Annotated in this window: 16 protein-coding genes; 8 read left to right on the forward strand and 8 right to left on the reverse strand. The window is 70.8% G+C overall.

Going from position 1 to position 16,784, the window contains the following annotated elements:
• Positions 1 to 53: 53 nt before the first annotated feature.
• Entirely contained in the window at positions 54 to 1,292 is a 1,239-nt protein-coding gene (locus ABD767_RS03845) for an HDOD domain-containing protein (protein ID WP_103044263.1), read from the forward strand.
• A 149-nt stretch (positions 1,293 to 1,441) separates the two neighbouring features.
• Here the strand turns inward: ABD767_RS03845 and ABD767_RS03850 are convergent, their stop codons facing one another.
• Both ABD767_RS03850 and ABD767_RS03855 read right to left on the reverse strand, forming a co-directional pair.
• Positions 1,442 to 3,790, reverse strand: a complete 2,349-nt coding sequence (locus ABD767_RS03850) for a molybdopterin cofactor-binding domain-containing protein (RefSeq protein ID WP_103045998.1) — start codon at positions 3,788 to 3,790, stop codon at positions 1,442 to 1,444.
• Positions 3,791 to 3,884: 94 nt separating this feature from the next.
• Positions 3,885 to 5,894, reverse strand: a complete 2,010-nt coding sequence (locus ABD767_RS03855) for a transglycosylase SLT domain-containing protein (protein WP_103045997.1) — start codon at positions 5,892 to 5,894, stop codon at positions 3,885 to 3,887.
• 15 nt (positions 5,895 to 5,909) lie between these two features.
• Between ABD767_RS03855 and ABD767_RS03860 the strand changes: the two genes are divergently transcribed.
• From ABD767_RS03860 to ABD767_RS03880, 5 genes are all read left to right on the forward strand, one after another.
• Positions 5,910 to 6,482, forward strand: a complete 573-nt coding sequence (locus ABD767_RS03860; RefSeq protein ID WP_103045996.1) for a 5-formyltetrahydrofolate cyclo-ligase — start codon at positions 5,910 to 5,912, stop codon at positions 6,480 to 6,482.
• Between the two features lie 61 nt (positions 6,483 to 6,543).
• Positions 6,544 to 7,230 carry a glutathione S-transferase N-terminal domain-containing protein gene (locus ABD767_RS03865; RefSeq protein ID WP_103045995.1) on the forward strand — a complete coding sequence of 229 codons (687 nt, stop codon included), beginning with the start codon at positions 6,544 to 6,546 and terminating at the stop codon, positions 7,228 to 7,230.
• A gap of 33 nt (positions 7,231 to 7,263) precedes the next feature.
• Positions 7,264 to 8,043, forward strand: a complete 780-nt coding sequence (locus ABD767_RS03870) for a metallophosphoesterase family protein (RefSeq protein ID WP_103045994.1) — start codon at positions 7,264 to 7,266, stop codon at positions 8,041 to 8,043.
• 45 nt (positions 8,044 to 8,088) lie between these two features.
• Positions 8,089 to 8,814 carry an FAD-dependent oxidoreductase gene (locus ABD767_RS03875; protein ID WP_103045993.1) on the forward strand — a complete coding sequence of 242 codons (726 nt, stop codon included), beginning with the start codon at positions 8,089 to 8,091 and terminating at the stop codon, positions 8,812 to 8,814.
• A gap of 10 nt (positions 8,815 to 8,824) precedes the next feature.
• Positions 8,825 to 10,090 carry a multifunctional CCA addition/repair protein gene (locus ABD767_RS03880; RefSeq protein WP_103045992.1) on the forward strand — a complete coding sequence of 422 codons (1,266 nt, stop codon included), beginning with the start codon at positions 8,825 to 8,827 and terminating at the stop codon, positions 10,088 to 10,090.
• A 33-nt stretch (positions 10,091 to 10,123) separates the two neighbouring features.
• Here ABD767_RS03880 and trxC read toward each other — a convergent pair whose 3' ends face one another.
• Positions 10,124 to 10,561, reverse strand: a complete 438-nt coding sequence (trxC, locus tag ABD767_RS03885; RefSeq protein ID WP_344868312.1) for a thioredoxin TrxC — start codon at positions 10,559 to 10,561, stop codon at positions 10,124 to 10,126.
• Between the two features lie 280 nt (positions 10,562 to 10,841).
• On the opposite strand from trxC, the gene ABD767_RS03890 reads away from it, so the two are divergent.
• On the forward strand, positions 10,842 to 12,821 hold the full coding sequence (locus ABD767_RS03890) for a multicopper oxidase domain-containing protein (RefSeq protein WP_103045991.1): 1,980 nt from the start codon (positions 10,842 to 10,844) through the stop codon (positions 12,819 to 12,821).
• Between the two features lie 320 nt (positions 12,822 to 13,141).
• On the opposite strand, the gene ABD767_RS03895 is transcribed toward ABD767_RS03890, so the two are convergent.
• From ABD767_RS03895 to ABD767_RS03910, 4 genes are all read right to left on the reverse strand, one after another.
• Positions 13,142 to 13,393 carry a GlsB/YeaQ/YmgE family stress response membrane protein gene (locus ABD767_RS03895; RefSeq protein WP_103045990.1) on the reverse strand — a complete coding sequence of 84 codons (252 nt, stop codon included), beginning with the start codon at positions 13,391 to 13,393 and terminating at the stop codon, positions 13,142 to 13,144.
• A gap of 52 nt (positions 13,394 to 13,445) precedes the next feature.
• Positions 13,446 to 13,703 carry a GlsB/YeaQ/YmgE family stress response membrane protein gene (locus ABD767_RS03900; RefSeq protein WP_103045989.1) on the reverse strand — a complete coding sequence of 86 codons (258 nt, stop codon included), beginning with the start codon at positions 13,701 to 13,703 and terminating at the stop codon, positions 13,446 to 13,448.
• A gap of 120 nt (positions 13,704 to 13,823) precedes the next feature.
• On the reverse strand, positions 13,824 to 14,312 hold the full coding sequence (locus ABD767_RS03905) for a GAF domain-containing protein (RefSeq protein WP_344868317.1): 489 nt from the start codon (positions 14,310 to 14,312) through the stop codon (positions 13,824 to 13,826).
• Positions 14,313 to 14,336: 24 nt separating this feature from the next.
• A complete protein-coding gene (locus ABD767_RS03910; protein WP_103045987.1) occupies positions 14,337 to 14,531 on the reverse strand; it encodes a DUF2905 family protein in 195 nt (64 codons plus the stop codon).
• A gap of 40 nt (positions 14,532 to 14,571) precedes the next feature.
• On the opposite strand from ABD767_RS03910, the gene ABD767_RS03915 reads away from it, so the two are divergent.
• A complete protein-coding gene (locus ABD767_RS03915; protein ID WP_103045986.1) occupies positions 14,572 to 15,486 on the forward strand; it encodes a LysR substrate-binding domain-containing protein in 915 nt (304 codons plus the stop codon).
• On the opposite strand, the gene ABD767_RS03920 is transcribed toward ABD767_RS03915, so the two are convergent.
• Positions 15,431 to 16,723, reverse strand: a complete 1,293-nt coding sequence (locus ABD767_RS03920) for a D-amino acid dehydrogenase (protein WP_344868322.1) — start codon at positions 16,721 to 16,723, stop codon at positions 15,431 to 15,433. The two genes, ABD767_RS03915 and ABD767_RS03920, sit on opposite strands and share 56 nt — an antisense overlap.
• Positions 16,724 to 16,784: the final 61 nt, after the last annotated feature.

Below are 16,784 nucleotides of genomic sequence, written 5' to 3' on the forward strand. Positions count from 1 at the left end.
CGCGCAGGCCCGACAATGGCCGGCATTCTTATTCGCGTATCGATCCTGGCCCCATGGTGCAATCCGTTCTTGGCAGCCTGACGCTGGGCTACCGCCTCCTGTGGAATCCCGCGCGCAAGCTCGCGGGCGTGCAGCTGCTGGTCGACGGCGACGGCCAGACGCACGTGGACGCGCCGCACCTGCTGCGCACCATCCGCGAGATGTGGTCGGCCAGCTCGCCGCCGCTGCTGCTCACGCCCGCAACACCTGCGCTGCTGGCCGACCTGCTTGAGCACGCGCCGGCGGGCTCGCCGTCGATCGAAGTGGATGGCGCGTGGCTGGCTGACGCGGCGCTGCTGGCGCGCGCCCAGGCTGCGCACCGCCGCGGCCTGCGCCTGGTCTGGCGCGGCCTGCTCGACGCGCTGCCCGAGCCGGCCGTCGCGCGGCTGTTCGGCATGAGCGTGCTGCAGCTGTCCAGCCGCGACGCGATGCAGGCGCTGCAGGTCGCCGCGCAGCGCGGCCGCTCCGGCGCCCAGCCGCCGCCCGCGTCGCCGCTGATCGCCGGGCAGGTCTATGACGGCGTGGCCAGCCGCGCGCTGCTGTCGCACTGCCTGGACGACGTGGGCGCGATGGCCGTGGCCGGCTGGCCGGTCGAGGACGTGCTGCACAGCCTGCGCTACCAGCCGCTGCAGCCCTCGCACGAGACGGTGCTCAAGCTGCTCAAGGCCATCGACGAAGACCAGGGCATCGAGGCGCTGGAGAGCGTGATGGGCGAGGACGCGCTGCTGGCCTACCGCTTCATGACCTTCACCAACTCGGCGTCGCTGGGCCTGCGCACCGGCGTCGACACGCCCCGCCGCGGCCTGGTCATGATGGGCTATGGGGCGCTTGCGCAGTGGCTCGGCGAGCTGCTGCCGCACGCGTCGACCGAGCCAGACATGCGCCCGGTCCGCGACACCACTGTGCTGCGTGCGCGCCTGGCCGAGCGGCTGATGGACGCCGGCGTGAGCCACGACCTGCGCCGCGAGGTCTATCTGTCGGGGCTGTTCTCGCGCCTGGACGAACTGCTGCACGAGCCGATCGGCACCATCATGCGGCGCCTGCCGCTGTCCGAGCGCATCTACAACGCCGTCGTGCTGCGCAGCGGCGCCTACGCGCCCTGCCTGGAAGTGGCCAAGGCGCTCGAAGGCGGGGACGCCGCGCTGGTGCGCCGCCTGTGCGAAGACCACGAGATGGGCGCCGAGCACGTCAACCGCTCGCTGCTGCGCATGCTGGCCGAGGTGCAGATCCAGCGCCCGCCAAGGGCGGCGTAGCGCAAGCACCCCGCGGGAGCGGCGCCCTCGCCGCGATGGAGGTGCTTATTCCATTTCCATATCAACCGATTACTTTGTCGGCTTCGCTTGTCGTGCTACAGCACTGTCTGCGCTTCACCTTCGCGTACTCGATCGATATAGCAATGGAATCAGGCGGCAGGCCGCTCGCTCCCCTGCAGCAGCTCCCACAGCCGCGCAGGGGTCAGCGGCATCTGCAGCTGGGCGCACAGGTCGGCGTGGCCCGCGCGCGCCAGCGCGTCGGCCACCGCGTTGACCACGCAGGGCGCGGCGCCGATCGTGCCGAGCTCGCCCACGCCCTTGACGCCCAGCGGGTTGTTGGTGCTGGGCGTCGTCTCGTCCATGTGCGTGCTGAAGTGCGCGCCAATGTCGCAGGCGCGCGGCGCGGCGTAGTCCATCAGGCTGCCGGTCAGCAGCTGGCCGCTGGCGCCGTCGTAGACCATGCGCTCCATCAGCGCCTGGCCTATGCCCTGCACCGCGCCGCCGTCCAGCTGCCCGCGCACGATGGTTGGGTTGACCACGCGGCCCACGTCGTTGACGCTGGTGTAGGCGGCCAGCGCCACGGCGCCGGTGGCGGGGTCGACCTCCACCTCGCAGACATGCGCGCCGTTGGGCCAGCTGGGGCCGGCCACGCGCTCGGTGTGCTCGACGAAGATGTGCGCGCCGTCCTGGCGCGCCGCCAGCTCGTACAGGCCCACGCCCAGGTCGGTGCCGGCGACGGTGAAGCGCCCGGCTTCGTAGCGGATGTCGGCCTCGGCCGCCTCCAGCGCCTGCGCGGCCAGCGTGCGCGCCGCCTGCACGGTCTGCTGCGCGCCCACGTGCATGGCCGATCCGCCGGTGAACAGCGAGCGCGAGCCGGCGCTGCCAAAGCCGTTGCCGCGGTCGGTGTCGCCCAGCACCACGCGCACCTGCTCCAGCGGCACGTCAAACGCATCGACGACGAGCTGCGCCAGCGACGTGGCAATGCCCTGGCCCATCTGGTTGACCGCGGCGTAGACCTCGATCAGCCCCTCGGCGCGCACTTCGACCGTGACGCGCTCTTCGAAGGCGTTGCCGCCGGTCCACTCCAGGAACGTTGCAATACCCAGCCCGCGCCACAGGCCGCGAGCGCGCGACTGCTGCGCTCGCGCGTCAAAACCGTCCCAGTCGGCCAGCGGCAGCACCTGGCCCAGCACATGGGCGAAGCGCCCGGTGTCGTAGGTCTGGCCCATCGGGTTGGTGTAGGGCATCTGCTCGGGGCGGATGAAGTTGCGCCGGCGCAGCTGTAGCCGGTCGATGCCGGTCTGGCGCGCCGCCTCGTCCATCAGCCGCTCGATGTTGAAGATGGCCTCGGGCCGGCCCGCGCCGCGGTAGGCGCCGGTGGGAGCCTGGTGGGTCAGCACGGCGCGGAAGTGGAAGTCGATCACCGGGATGTCGTAGACGCTGGTCTGCACCCAGGGGCCGATCAGGAGCTGGATGGCCACGCCCGAGCTGGTGGCATATGCGCCGACGTTGGCGTGCGAGTGCACGCGCAGCGCCAGGATGCGGCCGTCCGCGTCCAGTGCCAGCGCGGCCTGCGTGCGCAGGTCGCGCCCGTGCGTGGTGCTGGCAAATTCCTCGCCGCGCTCGGCCGTCCAGCGCACCGGCGCGCCGGTGGCGCGCGCGGCCCAGGCAATGGCCACGTCCTCGGGGTAGGGCGAGGTTTTCATGCCAAAGCCGCCGCCGACGTCGCCCACGCGCACGCGCACCGCTTCTGCCGCAACACCCAGGCCGGCGGCCGCCGCGGCGCGCACGCCGGTGGGCATTTGCGTGGACACCCACATGTCCATGCGCTCGGTGGCAGCGTCCCAGGCGGCGCGCACCGCGCGCGGTTCAAGCGTCAGCGCGTGCACGCGCTGGTGCTCCAGCGTCAGCTCCACCACGTGCGCGGCGCGCGCAAAGGCCGCGCCCGCGGCGGCCGCGTCGCCGTGGCGCACCTCGCAGGCAATGTTGTCGGGCGCGTCGTCCACCACGCGGGCGCTGGCGGCCAGCGCCGCGTCGAGCGACGCGACGGCGGGCAGCTCCTCGTAGTCGACCCAGACCGCCTCGGCCGCATCGTGCGCCTGTTGCAGGCTGTCGGCGACGACCAGCGCCACCGCCTCGCCGACGAAGCGCACCGCGCCGACGGCCAGCGCATGGCGCGCGGGCGTGGCGCAGGCGCTGCCGTCCGCGCGCTTGAACGGCGCGCCGCCCGCCATCGGCGGCACGCCGGCGGCCTGCAGGTCGGCGCCGCTGAAGACGCCGCGCACGCCGTCCATCGCGCGCGCTGCGTCCGCGTCGACTCCGCCAATGGCCGCGTGCGCGTGCGGGGAGCGCACGAACACGGCCCAGCCGTCGCCGGCCTGGCCCAGGTCGTCCACATAGCGCCCGCGCCCTTGCAGCAGCGCGTCGTCTTCCATGCGCGCGACGGCGCGGCCGCTGCCAAAGCGCATCGCCAAAGAGGAGGGGGCGGGGTGGTTCATGGGGCGCCTGCCTGTATGAAAAGCAAGCGCCCACTATATCGGCCGCGCGGCGCACGCCTGTGTGCCGCGCGCGACGGGGGTCAAGGGTGCCTGGTCAGGGCAGTTCGGCGCTGGGGTCGGGGGTGTCTGCGATGCGCGGGCCGACGGTGCCCAGGCGCTGCTTGAGCGACTGGGGCCGGCCGGTCAGCAGCGCGGCGTAGTTCACCGTGTTGGCCAGCACGTTCTTGACGTAGTTGCGCGTCTCGGTGAACGGTACGTTCTCGGCCCAGATGGCCGCGTCCAGCACCGGGCCGTTGCGCCAGTTGCGCGGGCGCCCGGGGCCGGCGTTGTAGGCCGCGGCGGCCAGCGGCAGCGAGTCGCCGAAGTCGTCCAGCGCCAGCTTCAGGTAGGCGGTGCCGATGGTGATGTTGGTGTCGCGCTCGTAGATCTGGTCCGGCTGGAAGTCGGTCAGGCCGATCTTGCGCGCGGTCCAGCGCGCGGTGGCGGGCATGACCTGCATCAGGCCCGACGCGCCCACGCCCGAGCGCGCGGCCAGGATGAAGCGGCTTTCCTGGCGAATCAGACCGTAGACGTAGGCCGGATCCAGGCCGATGCTGCGCGCGCGCTCGACGACCAGGTCGTGGTGCGGCATCGGGAAGCGCTGCGCCATGTCGATCGCGCCGCGCGTGTGCTCGCTGGTGTTGATGCAGCGGTCCCACACTTCGTAGTGGCAGGCCAGGTCGGCGGCGGCCAGCAGCGAGCGCTCGTCCATGCCGCCGTTGTCGTGCAGCTTGACGGTGTAGTGCCACTCGCGCACGCCCTCGCTGCGCAGGCCCAGGTGGATGGCGTAGAGCGCGCGGTTGAGCCCCGGGTTGGCACGCGCGGCGGCTTTTTCGGCCTCGGTCAGCGGCGGCGGCGGGGGCGGCGCGGTGACCTGGCCGCCAATTTCTTCGAGCGCCAGTTGCTCGTAGAACCCGGTGGTCGCGGCAATGCGCTTGAACAGCTGGTGGGCGCGCTCGCGCTTGATGGCGTCCGGATGGTCGGCCAGGTAGGCGCGGGCGCGCCAGTACTGCCAGGTGCTGTCCTGCTGCAGCGCCTCGGGCATGGCGTCGATGGTGCTGGCCACCAGGCTCCAGCGGCCGGCGCGCAGCGCGGCGCGCACCTTCCAGGTGAGCATGTCCTCGGGCAGGTCGGCGGCCTTGCCGGCGCGCTCGTAGTAGGTCAGCGCGTCGTCCGACAGCGACATGGCCGCGCGCTGGCCCAGCAGCGCCCACAGCCAGCCGCGCTGCTCGGCGGTGAGGCGCGCGCCCCAGGTCTGCTGCAGCAGCCGTGCGGTCTGCTCGCTGTCCGAGCGCGCCATGCGCACCAGCGCAATCGTTGCCAGCTCCTGGCTGGCGCCGGCGGCCTGCTTGCCCTGCTTGAGGCCTGCGGCCAGGTATTTGAGGGGCCCTGCCAGCGCCTGGCGCAGCGCCGCGCTGGACTGCGGCGAGACGATGCGCACCGCGTTGCCGGCGGCCGTCAGCTGCCCGGCCTGCGCCGCCAGCCTGGCCTTGCGCCAGACGTCCTGCGCGCTGATGCGCCCTGCCGAGTACAGCGCGCCTGCCGCGTAGGTGCAGCCGTCGTCGCCGTTGCCAAGCGCGTACCAGTCGGCCAGCAGGCGCGCGCCGGCGTCCGGTGCGCCCTGGCCGTGCTCTTCGTCGATCGCTAGCGCGTAGCAGCGCACCTCGCGGTCGTCGCGCATGCGAAAGCCGGGCAGCGCGGCGGAGAACTGATCCCAGTCGCGCTGCTTGCCCAGCACGCGCAGCCAGTCGTTGCGCAGGCGATCCTCCTGGTAGGTGCCGGCCCAGCGTTGCAGGAATGCCTGCACTTCGTCGCTGCTGGCGTCGTCGAGCCGTGCGCGCAGCTCCCAGTACGCCGCCCATGCGGCCAGTGGATGGTTTTGCGCCTGGGGCAGCAATGCGCTCAGGCGTGCGCGGTCGCCTTTGCGAAAGGCCTGTTGCATCTCCAGCACGGCCGCGTCGCCCGGCGCGTCCTGGCCTGCCTGCGTCTGGGCGTGCACGCCCAATGCCGTGGCGGCCAGCACGGCGGCGGCCGCAAGCGATGTCAAAATCTTCTTGAACTGCATTGGAAGGATTATCGGATGGACAAAACAGCCCTGCGCCGCGCCCTGATCCAGCAACGCCTGGACATGCCCGACCGCCTACAGCGCGCCGACCTGCTGCAGCGCGTGATGCGCATCTGGCTGGTCGACCGCCCGGACACGGTGATCGGCGCCTACTGGCCGATCAAGGGCGAGTTCGACCCATTGCCCGCGCTGCACCGCTGGAAGGAGGACGGCGAGCTGATCGACGAGCCGCTGCGCCGGCGCATCGGCCTGCCGGTGATCGACAAGGTGCACAAGACGCTCACCTTCCACGCCTGGTACCCGGGCTGTCCGATGGAGGAGGACGCCTACGGGATACCGAAGCCCAAGGACACCGAAGCCCTGATTCCCACGTTGCTGTTCGTGCCATGCGTGGGCTATGGCCCCGGCGGCTACCGCCTGGGCTATGGTGGCGGCTTCTACGACCGCACGCTGGCTGCGCTGCAGCCGCGCCCGACGACCGTGGGGCTGGGCTACACCGCGGGCTACCTGGACGAGTTCGAGCCCGAGGCGCACGACATGCCGCTGGACGCCATCCTCAACGACAACGGCGTGGTCTGGCCGGTGTAGCGCTGGCGCCGCACCGGAGGATGGAGCGCGGTGCGGGCGGGGCCAAACGAGGAGAAGCGCGATGCTCAAGCTGTATGTCGGCAACAAGAACTATTCGTCCTGGTCGATGCGGCCCTGGGTGCTGATGCGCCAGGCGGGCATTGACTTCGAGGAAATCCCGGTGCGCTTCGACAGCTTCGCGCCCGGCTCCGACTTCAAGCGTGCACTGGCCCAGGTCTCGCCCACCGGCAAGGTGCCGGTGCTGGTCGACGGCGACACCACCGTCTGGGACACGCTGGCGATTGCCGAATACCTGGCCGAGACCCGCCCCGACGCGCGGCTATGGCCCCAGGAGCGCGCCGCGCGCGCCCAGGCGCGCAGCGCCGCCGCCGAGATGCACAGCGGCTTTGCCGCGCTGCGCGGCGCGTTTCCGATGAACATCGAGGCCCGCCTGCCCGAGGTGGGCGCGCTGGCGCTGCGCGACCGCCCCGGTGTGCAGGCCGACCTGCAGCGCCTGGTGCAGCTGTGGGACGGGCTGCTGGCGCGCCACGGCGGCCCGATGCTGTTTGGCCACTTCACCGTCGCCGATGCGTTCTACGCGCCGGTGTGCATGCGCCTGATCACCTACCAGCCCGAGGGCCTGAGCGAGGCGAGCGCCGCCTATGTGCAGCGTGTGGCCGACCTGCCGGGCGTGCGCGACTGGATTGCCGGCGCGCTGCTGGAGCACGACTTCCGGCCCTTCGAGGAGCCGTATCGCCTGCGCCGCTGAGCCGTACGCGGCGATAAAAACACAAGGAGCACCATGAAGCTGCACATCCTGTCGGACCTGCACCTGGGCGTGGCCGGCATGGAGCACCCTGCCACCGACGCCGACCTGGTCATCCTGGCCGGCGACATTGCCCGCCCGGCCGCCGCCTGCGCCTGGGTCCAGGGCTTTGGCAAGCCGGTGCTGTACGTGCCGGGCAACCACGAGTTCTATGGCTCCAGCCTGCCCGAGACCGTCGCGCTGATGCGCGAACTGTGCGCGGGCAGCGCGGGCAGCGCGGTGCGCATCCTGGACAACGACAGCGTGGTGATCGGCGGCGTGCGCTTCATCGGCAGCACGCTGTGGAGCGACTTTCGCATCGCCGGCGAAGGCCAGGTGCGCGACGACGCCATGGCCAAGGCGCAGCAGTTCGCCTACGACTTCCAGCGCGTGCGCACCCGTGCGGGGGACGACGCGCCCATCTTCACGCCCAGCGACAGCGCCGCGCTGTTCGACGCCAACGTGCGCTGGCTGGGCGAGCAGCTGCGCCAGCCGTTCGACGGCACCACCGTCGTCATCACCCACCACGCGCCCACGCCGCACAGCATCCACCCGCGCTTTGCCGGCTCGCCGCTCAACGGCATCTTCGTCTCCGACGCGCAGGCGCTGGTCGCCGCCAGCGGCGCGCAGCTGTGGATACACGGCCACACGCACGACAGCTTCGACTACCGCGTAGGCGGCACGCGCGTGCTGTGCAACCCGCGCGGCTACTGCAAGGAGGGCGTCAACGAGAACCCGCTGTTCGACCCGCAGCTGGTCGTCACGCTCGACGCCTGAAACCCGTCCCAGTTCACTTCGCAAACGCAAACCAGAGGAGCAACCATGGCGATCTACACCACCCACCTGTTGTCACGCACCGAAGTGGCGCAGGGCACGATGGCATTCCACATCGAAAAACCCGAGGGCTTCAGCTACAAGCCGGGCCAGGCCTTCGAGATCGGGCTGACCGGACTGGACGCGTCCACGCCGCAGGAGGACGTGAGCCATGCCTTCTCCATCGTCGCCGCGCCGTCCGAGAAAGAGCTGGTCTTTGCCACACGCATGCGCGACAGCAACTTCAAGCGCGCGCTCAAGGTGCTGCCGATCGGTGCGCCGCTGACCATCGACGGGCCGTTCGGCTCGCTCACCCTGCACAAGAAGACCGAGCGCGCCGGCGTCCTGATTGCCGGCGGCATCGGCATCACGCCGTTCATGAGCATGCTGCGCAACGCGGCCGAGCAGCAGACGCCGCAGGACCTGCTGCTGCTGTACTCCAACCGCCGCACGCAGGACACGGCGTTTCTCGAAGAGCTGCAGCAGTTGGAAAAGCGCAACCCGCGCTTTCGCATGATTGCGACGATGACCGACCCGGCCGGCAGCACGCCGCCGTGGACCGGCACCAGCGGAATGATCGACGCCGACTTCATCCGCAAGGCGGTGGCCGGCCTGAACGACCCCATCGTCTACATCTCCGGCCCCACGCCCATGGTCGAAGCCATGCGCAACGCCGCCGAAGCCGCAGGCATCGACGAGGACGACCTGCGCAGCGAGGAGTTCTTTGGCTACTGACGCGCCGGCCGTGGGGCCGGACGGCGCCGCGCCGCAGATCTACACCGTCGGCGGCGCGGTGCGCGACCAGCTGCTGGGCCTGCCGGTGAGCGACCGCGACTGGGTCGTCGTCGGTGCGACGCCCGAGCAGATGCTCTCGCGCGGCTTTGCGCCCGTGGGGCGCGACTTTCCGGTGTTTCTGCACCCGGTCACGCACGAGGAATACGCTCTGGCGCGCACCGAGCGCAAGAGCGGACGCGGCTACCACGGCTTTGCGGTGCACAGCGCGCCCGACGTGACGCTGGAGCAGGATCTGGCGCGGCGCGACCTGACGATCAACGCCATGGCAGCGCCCGAGGGCTTTGCCGGCGAGGCGCAGGTGATCGACCCCTACGGCGGCCTGGCCGACCTGCGCGCCGGCGTGCTGCGCCACGTGACCGACGCGTTTCGCGAAGACCCGGTGCGCATCCTGCGCGTGGCGCGCTTTGCGGCGCGCTTTCACGACTTTCGCATCGCGCCCGAAACGCTGGAGCTGATGCGCGCCATGGTGCAGGACGGCGAAGTGGATCACCTGGTGCCCGAGCGCGTCTGGCAGGAGCTGGCGCGCGGGCTGATGCAGGCGCAGCCGCAGCGCATGTTCGAGGTGCTGCGCGAGTGCGGCGCGCTGGCCGTGCTGCTGCCCGAGCTCGACCGCCTGTGGGGCGTGCCCCAGCGCGCCGAATACCACCCCGAGGTCGACACCGGCGTGCACGTCATGATGGTGCTGCGGATGGCCGCGCAGCTGGATGCGCCGCTGCCGGTGCGCTTTGCCTGCCTGGTGCACGACCTGGGCAAGGGCGCGACGCCGGCCGACGTGCTGCCGCGCCACATCGGCCACGAGCAGCGCGGTGCGCGCCTGCTGGCCAGGCTGTGCGAGCGCCTGCGCGTGCCCGGCGACTGCCGCGAGATGGCCGATGTCGTCGCACGCGAGCACGGCAACATCCACCGCAGCCGGGAGCTGGGCGCCGCGGCGCTGCTGCGCCTGCTGGTGCGCTGCGACGCGCTGCGCAAGCCCGCGCGCTTTGCCGGCGTGCTGCTGGCCTGCGAGTGCGACGCGCGCGGGCGCCTGGGGTTCGAGGAAAGCGCCTATCCGCAGCGCGAGCGCCTGGCGCGCGCATTGGAGGTGGCGCTTGCGGTGCCCACGGCCGAGGTGGCCGCGCGCGCCGCAGAGGCCGGCGCTGCCGGTGCGCAGGTGGGCGAGTGGATTGCGCGCGAGCGCGAGCAGGCGCTGCAGCGGTGGCTGGCGGGCGTGCGTTGACCGCTGGTCGGCACCGCGCCGCAGCGCCGTAGATCACAGCACCGACTGCACCCAGCGCGCAATGTCGCCCGAGCTCATCGCGCCGGACACCCGCGCCGCTTCCCGTCCGTCCTTGAACAGAATCATCGTTGGAATGCTGCGGATGCCGTAGTGGCCCGCAATCTGCGGGTGGGCCTCGGTGTCGAGCTTGGCCAGGCGCAGGCGCGGCTCCAGCTGGCGCGCGGCCTGGGCAAAGGCGGGCGCCATTTGCAGGCAGGGGCCGCACCAGGGCGCCCAGAAGTCGACCAGCACCGGAATCTGGCTGCGCCCGACATGCTTGTCGAAGCTGGCGCCGTCGAGCGCCAGCGGCGCGCCGGCAAACAGCGGCTGGTGGCAGCTGCCGCAGTCGGGCGCGCGCTGCAGGTCGGCGCTCTGGACGCGGTTGGTCGTGTGGCAATGGGGGCAGACGATGTGCAAGGCGGTGGTGGTCATGGCGTGCGTGTAGAGACTGTCCTGCATGGCAGTTGCGTGCGCGCAGGCGGTTTTTCAAGCCACCCCCGACAGCAAAGGCCGGTTTTGTAAACCGCTGCCCGAGAGGCCACGGCCGCGGCAGTGCCTTGCAGGCTTTGTTGCCCTTTTGCCACCGGTCTGCCTACCATCGAACCGGTTTGGGCCGGCGGGTGCGCCGCGGCGGCCCATTGTTGACTCGGATCGCACGGCATCGTCCGGGTGCATCCATCGCCGCTGGCGTCCAAAAAAACGAGGGAACGACATGTCCACGCAAACCGACTCCGAAACCCACGCCAACGCCTGGCCGGCGCTGGCCAGCGCCTCGCTGCGCGTGGCGTTCGGCATCATCTGGATGGTCAACGCGGCCTTCACCTGGATGCCCGGCTTCTCGGCCAACTACGTGGGCTATCTGCGCAACGCCGCCGAAGGCCAGCCCGCCTGGTCGGCCTGGTGGTTCAACACCTGGATCGATCTGGTCGAGCCCAACGCCGGCGTGTTCCTGTGGCTCACGCGGCTGGCGACGACGCTGCTGGCGCTGGCGCTGCTGTTCGGCTTTGCCCGGCGCACGGTCTACGTCATCGGCGCGCTCTACAGCCTCTTGATCTGGAGCACCGCGGGCGGCTTTGGCGGGCCGTACACGATTGGCGCGTCCAACACCGGCGTGGGCCTGACCTATGTGCTGATCTTCGCGGTGCTGATCGCGATCAACCACCGCAGCGGCACCAGCCCCTACAGCGTCGACTATTTCCTGGAGCAGAAGTGGCCCGGCTGGAGCTGGATCTCGGCCTGGCGCGAGCGCCGGCTGTCGGATGCGCCGCGCGTGTCCTGGTGGGCGCAGACCGGCATTCTGCTGGGCGTGGCCGCCGTGGTGTTCTTCCTCGTCGCCGGGCTGCACAGCAGCCTGAACGTGCAGGCGCCCACGCCGGCGGCGGCCGCAGCAGCGGTCTCGCCACTGCAGCTGATGAGCAAGGAGCCGGTCAAGAAGCCGTTTGACGCCACGCTGCCGCCGCTGACCGACGGCAAGGAGGTGACGCTGCACATCGACGTAACCGACGAGGCGGTGGAGATTGCCAGCGGCGTCACCTACCAGGCCTGGCCGTTCGGCGGTTCGGTGCCCGGCCCGACGCTGCACGTCAAGCAGGGCCAGATGGTCAAGGTAGTGCTGGCCAACAAGGCGTCGATGCACCACTCGATCGACTTCCACTCGGCGTTCACGCCGCCCAACACCAGCTTTGCCGACATCATGCCGGGCGAGCAGATCGAGTTCACCTTCGAGGCCAAGGTGCCCGGCACCTTCGTCTACCACTGCGGCACGCCTCCGGTGCTGCTGCACATGGCCAACGGCATGTACGGCGCCATCATCGTCGACCCCGTCGACGACCCGCGCCCCAAGGCCGACAAGGAATACGTGCTGGTGCAAAGCGAGTGGTACACGCAGCAGATCGCCGGCACCCTGATGGGGCCGGACTTTGGCAAGATGCAGCGCATCCAGCCCGACATCGTCGCGTTCAACGGCATTGCCTTCCAGTACCAGCACCACCCGCTGACCGCGCGCCCCAACGAGCGCGTGCGCCTGTACATGGTCAACGCCGGCCCCAGCCTGTGGAGCGCCTTCCACGTGATCGGCGCGATCTTCGACAAGGTCTACCCGGACGGCAATCCGGCGCATGCGCTCAGTGGCGTGTCCACCTACAGCGTCGGGCCGGGCGAGGGCATCGTGTTCGACGTGGTGATCCCCGACGCCGGCGAATACGTCTTCGTCGACCACTCTTTCGCCCACCTGGACAAGGGTGCGGCCGGCGTGCTCGACATCCGCGAGCCGGGCCAGGAACTGGGCAAGCCGCAGATCTCCAAGATCGAGGGCCATGCAGCCGCGGCTCCTGCGCCAGCGCCCGCTGCGGCCGCGGGCCCCTACAAGTTCGACCCCGAGCGCGGCGCCCAGCTGTACGCCAGCACCTGCGCGGCCTGCCACCAGGCCAATGGCGCGGGCCTGGCGGGCGCCTTCCCGCCGCTGGTCAAGAACCCGGCGGTGCTCGCCGCCGACCCGACCCAGCACATCCGCACCATCCTGCACGGATCGAGCGGTGCGGTGATCGACGGTGTGACCTACCCCAGCCCGATGCCGCCGTTCGGCGGTGCGCTCAGCGACGCCGACGTGGCCGACATCGCCAACCACGAGCGCGTCTCCTGGGGCAACCAGGCCAAGCAGGTTACGGCCGATCAGGTCAAGGCGCAGCGCTGAAGGGGCGCGTGCCCCAGCAAAAAGCCTGGCGGGTTTTGGCCCGCCAGGCTTTTTTGTCGTTGCGTTAAACCTGAATCCGGCAGTTGGCCGTTTGTGAAGTTCGATAGCACCTTATGGGGTTTGACTTTTTTGGCTTCGATAGGGTTTACCTGTCAGGTGGCAGTGCTATGCACCCACCAGCACCGCGCTGGCCGCGCCATGCGGCGTTGCTCATCCTTGCGCACAAGAGTGCGCTGCGTCCTCGCGCCTTGCTTGGCACGCCCATCACGGTATTGGCGGGCGCATCCAACTGCCGGATTCAGGTTCAATACGCGCTGCGATCAGCTTTTGCGCTTGATCCAGCCGGCGACGAACAGCAGCAACACCGCACCAACGATGGAGCCGATCCAGCCGGCCGCCTCTCCGGCGTGGTACCAGCCGACGGCCTGGCCGAGAAAGGTGGCGGCAAACGAGCCGGCGACGCCCAGCACGCAGGTCATGATCCAGCCCAGCGCGTCGTCGCCGGGTTTGAGTGCGCGTGCAATCAGGCCGACGACGAGGCCGACGACGAGGGTGCCAAGAAGAGAAAACATGGATGCAGTCCTGTTGCGATGGAAGACAAAAATCGCGCGGAGCCGGCGTGGCTCAGGGTGCGCGCGAGCGCCATGACAGCGCGAAGATTAGCAGCAGAGCGGCGGCGCCAAGCGCCGCGGCGCCCCAGCTGGCGGCGTCGCTGGGCTGGTACCAGCCAAACAGCTGGCCGAAGAAAGTGGCGGCGAACGCGCCGCAAATGCCCAGCAGGCAGGCCATGGCGCGGCTCAGCGCATCGTGCTGCGCCTTGAGCGCGCAGGTGAGCAGCCCGGCCATCATGCCGATGACCAAAGGGCCAAACAGGACAAGCATGGGCAGTCTCCAGCCAGAAGGATGGGTGTACTGTGCCCGCAAATCGCCAGCAGGATTGACAACAACTGTCGCCGAGCGCAGGCGCACGCCGCAGCCTGCGCGTGGCGTGGCGTAGCTGGTTTACGCCAGGCTGCGCGTGAAGGCGTCGCACAGCGCCTGCATGCCGGCGGCGTCCTCGGGGTCGAAGGACGCCAGCTGCGGGCTGTCGACGTCCCATACGCCCAGCAGCGTGCCGTCGGCGCGCACCAGCGGCACGACGATCTCCGAGCGCGAGGCGCTGTCGCAGGCGATGTGGCCGTCGAACGCATCGACGTCTTGCACCACCTGCACCGTGCGCGTGGCGGCGGCCGTGCCGCACACGCCCCGGCCCAGCGCGATGCGCACGCAGGCGGGCCGGCCCTGGAAGGGGTCGACGACGAGCTCGCGCCCGTCAAAGAAGTAGAAGCCGCACCAGTTGATGCCCGGCAGCGCGTGAAAGACCAGCGCGGAAAGATTGGCCGCGTTGGCGACCAGGCTGGTCTCGCCGTGCAGCATGGCCTGCGCCTGCTGCAGCAGTTCGCGGTATTGCGCGGGCTTGCCGGTAGCGGTCAGGGCGTGGGCTTCGAACATGGGGATTTCAGGGGAGGCAGAGGGCTACAGCCATTTGATCGCCAGGCCGACGGCCAGGCTCAGCAGCACGGTGCTGGCCAGCGGAATGCTCCACTGGCGGCCGAACAGCCGGAAGTTCAGGTCGCCGGGCAGCCGCCCCAGTCCCCAGCGGCGCAGCCAGGGTGCAAGCCCCTCGATGACCACCAAGGCGACGAAGACGACGATCAGCCAGCGCAACATGGAGCAAGTGTAGGGGGCGCGGCACCCATAATCGGCGGCCATGCGACTGCGCCACATCGAAGTTTTTCACGCCATCATGCTCACCGGCAGCGTCAGCGGTGCGGCGCGCATGCTCAGCGTGACGCAGCCGGCCGTCAGCCGCACGCTGCAGCACGCCGAGCTGCAGCTGGGCTTTGCGCTGTTTCTGCGCGATGGCGGGCGGCTGCAGCCCACGCCCGAGGCGCAGGCGCTGTTCCCGCACGTCGAGCGCCTGTTTGCCCAGTTGGGCGACGTGCAGCGCCTGTCGGCCAGCCTGAAGGCGGGCCATGGCCAGGGCATGCTGCGCGTGCTCACCGTCCCCGGCCTGGGGCTGGACGTGTTTCCGCGCGCGGTGCAGCTGTTTCGCCAGCGCCACCCGCAGGTGCTGGTGCAGCACCAGACGCTGCATTCGCCCCAGGTCATTGCCGCGCTGGTGCTGCAGGAGGCCGACCTGGGCTATGTCTTCAGCCTGGCCGCCAACCCCGCGCTGGTGGCCGAGCGGCTGGCGCAGCAACCGGTGGTCTGCGTCGCGCCCAAGGGCATGCTGGCGCCGGCCGTGGTGCGCGCAGGCGCGGTGGCGCTGGCGCAGCTGGCGCAGCTGCCGGTGATCGGCATCGACCGCAGCGACCCGCTGGGGCGCGCGCTGGACGCGGCGCTGCGCGAGCAGCAGACGGGGCTGAGCGAGGTGGTCTCGGTGCAGACCTACCACGTCGCGCTGGCGCTGGCGCAGCAGGGCGTGGGCGTGGCGCTGGTCGAGGGCTGCACCGCCGTGGCGGCCGATCGCTCGCGCGTGGACGTGCTGGCGTTGGCGCCGGCGCTGAACACCGAGGTGCACGCGCTGCGCGCACGGGCGCGGGCACCGTCGCTGGCGATGCGGGCGTTCACGCGCTGCATGCAGCAGGCGCTGCAGCAGACGTTGGGCGGCGCTGGCCAATGAGCCGAGCCATCCTTTGTGCGCTGCCAAAGGCCAGCGTCAATCCCAGCGCGCCGTGGCCGGTGTTCAGGTACAGATTGCCGGGCGCGCCGGACAGGCGTCCGATCACCGGTTCGCCCAGCGGCGTGGCCGGGCGCAGCCCGGCCCAGGCGTCGGCCTGCGCGTAGTCGCCGCCCTGCGGGAACACGTCGCGCGCCGTGGCCTGCAGCGCGGTGATGCGTGCGGGTGCAATCGACCAGTCCTCGCCGGCCAGCTCGGCCATGCCGGCCACGCGCAGGCGCTGTCCCAGGCGGGCAAACACCACCTTGCGCGCCGCGTCGGTCACGCTTACGCGCGGCGCGCCGTCACCCTGGGCGAGCGTTGCCGCGGTGATGCTGTAGCCCTTGAGCGGGTAGACCGGCACCTGCCACGCCACGCCCAGGCCCAGGGGGCGCAGCAGCGCCGGCGTGCCCGTGCCCAGCGCCAGCACGAAGGCGTCGGCCTGCAGCACGCGGCCGTCGGCCAGCTGCGCGCCGGCAATGCGGCCGCCGCGCAGCTGCAGCCGCTCGACGGCCTGGCCGGTGACGAATTGCACGCCACGCTGGCGCAGCCGCTCGGCCAGCGCCAGGCACAGCGCGTGGCAGTCCACCGCGCACTCGCCCGGCGTGTGGATGGCGCCGGCCACGCGCGGCGCGTAGTGCGCCAGCGCCGGCTCGATGGCGACGCAGTCGCTCGCCGACACCGCGCTTTGCCGGGTGCCCATGGCCTGCTGCAGTGCCAGCTGGCGGCGCGCCGCGGCAAATGCCGCCTCGCTGGTGTAGAGCACCAGCTTGCCGGTGGCGGAAAAATCACAGTCGACCGCGGCAGCGGCGCGAAACGCGTCGAATGCGGCACGGCTCTCTGCCGCCAGCTGCAGCAGGCGGGCCGTCGTGCGCGCTGACACGCTGGCGCGGCACGCCGCCAGAAAGCGCAGGCCCCAGGCCCACTGCCAGGGGTCCAGGCGCAGGCGCAGGCTCAGCGGCGAATCCTTGGCCAGCAACAGGTGGGGCAGCTGCAGCCAGATGGACGGGTCGGCCAGCGGCTGCACATAGGCATAGCTCAGCTGCGCGCCGTTGGCGCCGCTCGTGCCCTGGCCGGGCGCGGCGCGGTCGACGACCGTGACCTGCATGCCGGCCTGCGCCAGCTCCCAGGCCGTGGCCAGGCCGACGATGCCGGCGCCCAGCACGCAGACCTGCCGGGGAGATGAATCGGTGGTGTGCATGGACGTGACTGTAGGCGCGCCGGCGCGCCCGCGCTCATGCCGTTTGCACGGACGGCCATGA

Origin of the sequence: Comamonas faecalis (genome assembly GCF_039538025.1) — a bacterium.
Classification (GTDB): Bacteria; Pseudomonadota; Gammaproteobacteria; order Burkholderiales; family Burkholderiaceae_C; genus Comamonas_C; species Comamonas_C faecalis.